Raw genomic sequence first — 4,835 nt, 5'->3', positions numbered from 1 at the left:
GCGGCCTACAAAGAAACAGTCCTGCCTGGCGCAGTCCGCAACCGCATGTCCATCGAAATGGGCGCGACCTTCGGTTGGGAACGTTATGTCGGCCTTGATGGCCTAGCTTACGGCATCGACACTTACGGTGCAAGCGGCAACGGCAACGTGGTAATGGCGGAATATGGCTTCACTACTGAAAAAGTGGTTGCAGCTTATCAAGCAAAATTCGCAAAATAGACTTCATTCAAACAAATCAAAAAGCTGCGATCCGCTCCGAGAGGAGTGGGTCGCAGCTTTTTTCTCATTTTTCAGGAATAGTAGGCTTTGAAGTTGATGTCCTGATCATGGTTTCCGAATTTTTTGCCGAATAAGGTCACGCCTCCGACATTTTCCGCATCGGGCTTCACTTCGATGCGGATGTCCCATGTTTCGGCCGTCTTATTCAGGTCAGCGATGCTGACTTCGGAAAGGGGGTCTCCGTCCATGTAAGTACCGTGATGGGTTATCCTTAGTGTTTTCAACAGACCGTATTGGTTCAAATTCGACGGCCACCAAGCTGGATTCAGCTTCCCGCGCGTGTCCGCGAAGTCGCCCGGGCTCGTCCAAGTACCCAACTCTGTGCCGTTCAGGGTGAAGGTGATGTCGGATGGCCAAACATCGTTCGAAAAAGGAAATTCTGAACTGATTTCCATGCTGATGTCGATTTGTTCCAGCGTGTCATCAGGTGTCAGGAAATTTGGGGTTTTGTATTCCACATAGCCTGCAGTGAACCAAAGGATGCTGGCGTCCATCCGTCCTGAGTCCATGAAGTATTTCGGTTCATCCACATTTCCGATGAAATCTTTGGAATCAGCCAACCCGCAGGTCGGAGTGACGTGATAATCCGTGTAGTGTCCGATCGGGATGGCGGTATCGAAGGTTTCAAAGGAATGGTAAATTTTTTTCGGAAAATTGATGTCGATATGATCGACTTTCAGGATGGATACCTTTTGGAGACCGGATATGCCGGGGATCCTTTCCGTTTTGATGATACCTACGGCTTCAAGTTTTTTGATGTGCTTTGAAATGATGGCGCTACTTAGATTCAGTTCAAGCGCGAGATCTTTCACATTCATTTTTTGTTTGGATAATAATTGGATGATCTTTAAGCGTATCTCGCTGGCCAATGCCTCGTATACAGCCAAAGATGATTCGGATATGTCCAATTGCATAAGCTCACCTCATTTTTCATTTTAGTTAATGATATTGTTCATCACTGTATGTGATAAATATAAAAGTTTATCACTTGTCTGTCAATAGGTTGGGTTAGATTACTCTATGAGTTAACTAAAAAAAGATATATTTCCCATAGGTTTATGGAAATGCTGATTGAAAAGAGCGTAATGGCAGCGCTTATGAACATGATTAACTAAAATGTTTACTAAGTTTGGGATATTTTTGCAAAAACAACACAAATAATGTTGACAACGGTTGCACGGTTCGATATTATTACCTCATAAGTTAATTTTGTTCATCTTAGTAAACTGAAAAGTTAACTAAGTTGGTAAGGAGGACAAATGGAAGCGAAATTATCGGTCAACAGGCAGAATGCCATCAGCAGGATAGATAAGCGTTTGTATGGTTCGTTCATAGAACATTTGGGGAGGGCTGTCTATGACGGCATTTACGAACCGGAACACAAAAATTCTGATGCAGATGGCTTTCGGAAAGATGTCAAAGAGGTAGTGGCGGAACTAAATGTGCCACTTATCCGTTATCCTGGAGGGAATTTTGTTTCAGGGTATAAGTGGGAGGATGGAATCGGGCCAAAAGAGAAACGCCCAAGGAAATTGGATTTGGCGTGGCGATCTATGGAGACGAATCAGGTAGGTATACACGAATTCGCCAAATGGGCAAAAGAAGTCAATGCAGAAGTGAACATGGCAGTCAATCTAGGCACGCGCGGTATCCAAGAAGCTGTGGAATGCTTGGAATACTGCAACTTTGAAGGGGGAACCCACTGGAGCGACCTGCGCAAGCAGAACGGATCAGTGGAACCTTTCGGCATCAAAACCTGGTCGCTCGGCAATGAAATGGATGGGCCTTGGCAGATCGGCCATAAGACTGCAGAAGAATACGGACGCTTGGCGGCAGAGACCGCTAAGGCGATGAAACTGGTCGATGGCAGCATTGAATTGGTCGTTTGCGGGAGTTCGACAAGCAAAATGCCGACTTTCGGTGACTGGGAACGGATCGTTTTGGAGCATACCTATGATTATGTCGACTATCTTTCGTTGCATTGCTATTATGGGAATAAGGAAAATGACATAGGCAATTATCTGGCACAATCTTTGGACATGGACCGCTTCATCAAGACAGTCGTTTCCATCTGTGATTTCGTGAAGGTCAAAAAAGGCAGCGATAAACAGATCAATCTGTCGTTCGACGAGTGGAACGTATGGTATCACTCAAATGATCAGGATAAGGAATTGGAACCATGGCAAGTCGCCCCACCTTTGTTGGAGGATATCTATAATTTCGAGGATGCTTTGATGGTAGGGTGCTTGTTGATCACGCTGTTGAAAAATGCTGACCGCGTCAAGATTGCCTGCCTGGCCCAATTGGTGAATGTCATTGCTCCGATCATGACGGAAAAGAATGGAGACACCTGGAAACAAACCATCTTCTATCCCTTTATGCAAGTATCCAATTATGGAAGAGGCGTGGTGCTGACTCCGCATGTCGAGTCGGAAACATACGGTTCGAAGGATTTTGCTGAAGTGCCTTATATCGAAACGATTGCGGTACACAACGATGAAACGGATGAACTGGTTGTCTTTGCGGTAAACCGATCGGAAGACAGAGACATCGCATTCACCTTCGAAGAAGAAGGGTTCGAGTTGGAGACTATCACCGAAGCGACCGAGTTGGCTGGATATGATAAAAAAGATACAAATGCAACCAATCATGATTTGGTCAAATTGAAAGAAAAGTCAGAGGTGGTATTGAAGGACAGTAGGTTGTCCACTGTTTTGAAACCGTTATCTTGGAATGTCATCAGAATAAAAACAAAATAAAATGGAGGCATAAAAAATGAAAAATGCACACAGAAAGTTTTTATCAGCAGCGACGTTGGCAGGCATTACCTTATTGGCAGGTTGCGGTAACGCAAATACGATCACCTTCTGGAACCCTTTGACCGGTGACGATGGTGCCTATATGGATGCGTTGGTTGCCGAGTACAATGAGACCGACCCTGAATTCCCCGTTGAGAGCGTCATCACAGCGGATATGTACACCAAGATATACACAGTCATGAACTCCGGCAAAGACATTCCGGATCTGACCTTGATTCACGCGGACCGGGTTCCCCAATTTGCAGATCTGGATATGTTGGAGCCGGTCGAAGGTTTGATGGCAACGAATACCGATCTGACAGCGGACAACTACCTTGAAGTCGCTTGGAATGCGGGCAATTACGAAGGGACGCAATACACCGTTCCGTTGGACATCCACGGGAATGCGATGTATTACAATACCGATCTGCTGGATAAATATGATGCAAATACTTTCCTTGAGGATGATGTGGTGACGATCGAAGAAATCCTGTCGTTGGACGGAAAGCTGGATGAAGGGCAGTACGCCATCAATAATGCTTTGATCGAATGGGTGGCATTGGCGAACGTCGTCAACGTAGGTGGGGATATTTCCGACGAAGCCGGCAATCCTACCATCAATACGGATGCGATGAGAACAGTGGTCGAACAGTTGAAATCGGTAGCGGATGCAGGCTTGATGTCACCTTACGGAGAAGATGGCTACGCGATGTTCCAAGCGGGAGATGTGTTGTTCTCTACTGACGGAACCTGGACATCCACGGCTCATGGTTCTGTTGAAGGCTTGAACTTCGGAGTGACCAACATTTATTCCGTGACGCCTGACAAATTCACGAACAGATCTTCTGCCCACTTATTCTCGTTGCTGAACAACGAAGACAGAACAGATGAAAAAGAACAAGGGGTTGCAGACTTCTTAAGCTGGATGCGTGAAAATTCGATCGACTGGGCAGGTGCCGGCCAAATCGTAGCGAGTAAGGAAGTATTCGAGAGCGAAGAGTATCAACAGTACCCACAATCATTCTTCACAAGCTCGGATGTCGAAAAAGAAGCTTCCTATATTTTCGATTACAAATATTACAGCTATGTCGAATCAGCTTTGGCTACCGTTTTATCAGACATGATCTACGGCAACATCACAATTGACGAAGGCCTGGAGCAAGCTCAAAAAACAGTCGAAGATCTGATTGCCGAAAATGCAAGCTGATCGTCCAACCGCAATGGAGTGATAAGGTAGTAATTCAAAAATTCATATGGCATTCTTAATCGGAATCGCTGTATGAATTTTTTTGAAAGGAAGATAATATGCAAACATCTGAAGCTGTATCCACCAAAGTCAACGCTAAAGACAACAAGAAAAAAAACTTTAAATTTTTGTATTTCATTGGTCCCCACTTGATTCTGTTCTTTGTATTCGGTAAGCGCCAAATAATCAGGTAGATTTTCGGGAGGAGTTTTTCCATTTATACTTCAGTTATCATATATAACGGAGGTACCCAAATGGAAAGACAGCCGGACATTGTTCCTATTCAGTTAGATAATCAAATTGATTTTGATCCAATACCGCACGAACGACAACTTGCTTTTGAAATAAAGGATACAGTTCGAAACCGAACGGTTTCAGTATATCAAGGCATTGAAAAATACATCCTGTACGCTTTGTTGAAGGAGCTGTGACGGATGATTGTTGATTACACCAAGGTTAAGCACATTTACCTTGTTTGCGGAAAAACTGATATGCGTAAGTCAATTGATGGC

General features: G+C 44.6%; 5 protein-coding genes. 4 read left to right on the top strand and 1 reads right to left on the bottom strand.

Annotated features, from left to right (window positions below):
• A partial coding sequence (locus tag BM184_RS15040; protein ID WP_409373515.1) for a transketolase-like TK C-terminal-containing protein occupies window positions 1-219 on the top strand: 219 nt, incomplete at its 5' end.
• A gap of 71 nt (window positions 220-290) precedes the next feature.
• Here BM184_RS15040 and BM184_RS15035 read toward each other — a convergent pair.
• Window positions 291-1,193, bottom strand: coding sequence for an ArsR/SmtB family transcription factor (locus BM184_RS15035; protein ID WP_086943855.1), 903 nt, complete (start codon window positions 1,191-1,193; stop codon window positions 291-293).
• 345 nt (window positions 1,194-1,538) lie between these two features.
• On the opposite strand from BM184_RS15035, the gene arfA reads away from it, so the two are divergent.
• The 3 genes from arfA (at window position 1,539) to BM184_RS15355 (ending at window position 4,754) form a co-directional block, all read left to right on the top strand.
• Window positions 1,539-3,038 carry an arabinosylfuranosidase ArfA gene (arfA, locus tag BM184_RS15030; protein WP_086943856.1) on the top strand — a complete coding sequence of 500 codons (1,500 nt, stop codon included), beginning with the start codon at window positions 1,539-1,541 and terminating at the stop codon, window positions 3,036-3,038.
• 16 nt (window positions 3,039-3,054) lie between these two features.
• On the top strand, window positions 3,055-4,284 hold the full coding sequence (locus BM184_RS15025) for an extracellular solute-binding protein (protein ID WP_086943857.1): 1,230 nt from the start codon (window positions 3,055-3,057) through the stop codon (window positions 4,282-4,284).
• Between the two features lie 293 nt (window positions 4,285-4,577).
• The gene (locus BM184_RS15355; RefSeq protein WP_157080409.1) at window positions 4,578-4,754 is read left to right on the top strand and encodes a hypothetical protein; all 177 of its coding nucleotides are present in this window, start codon (window positions 4,578-4,580) and stop codon (window positions 4,752-4,754) included.
• Window positions 4,755-4,835: the final 81 nt, after the last annotated feature.

The organism is Trichococcus pasteurii (assembly GCF_900112935.1).
In the GTDB taxonomy this organism is placed as follows: Bacteria; Bacillota; Bacilli; order Lactobacillales; family Aerococcaceae; genus Trichococcus; species Trichococcus pasteurii.
This window is presented reverse-complemented; position numbering and strand designations above follow the sequence as displayed.

Bases quoted from the DNA above. Each gene is read 5' to 3' on its own strand.
- BM184_RS15035 (WP_086943855.1), bottom strand. From the start codon at position 1,193: ATGCAATTGGACATATCCGAATCATCTTTGGCTGTATACGAGGCATTG.
- arfA (WP_086943856.1), top strand. From the start codon at position 1,539: ATGGAAGCGAAATTATCGGTCAACAGGCAGAATGCCATCAGCAGGATA.
- BM184_RS15025 (WP_086943857.1), top strand. From the start codon at position 3,055: ATGAAAAATGCACACAGAAAGTTTTTATCAGCAGCGACGTTGGCAGGC.
- BM184_RS15355 (WP_157080409.1), top strand. From the start codon at position 4,578: ATGGAAAGACAGCCGGACATTGTTCCTATTCAGTTAGATAATCAAATT.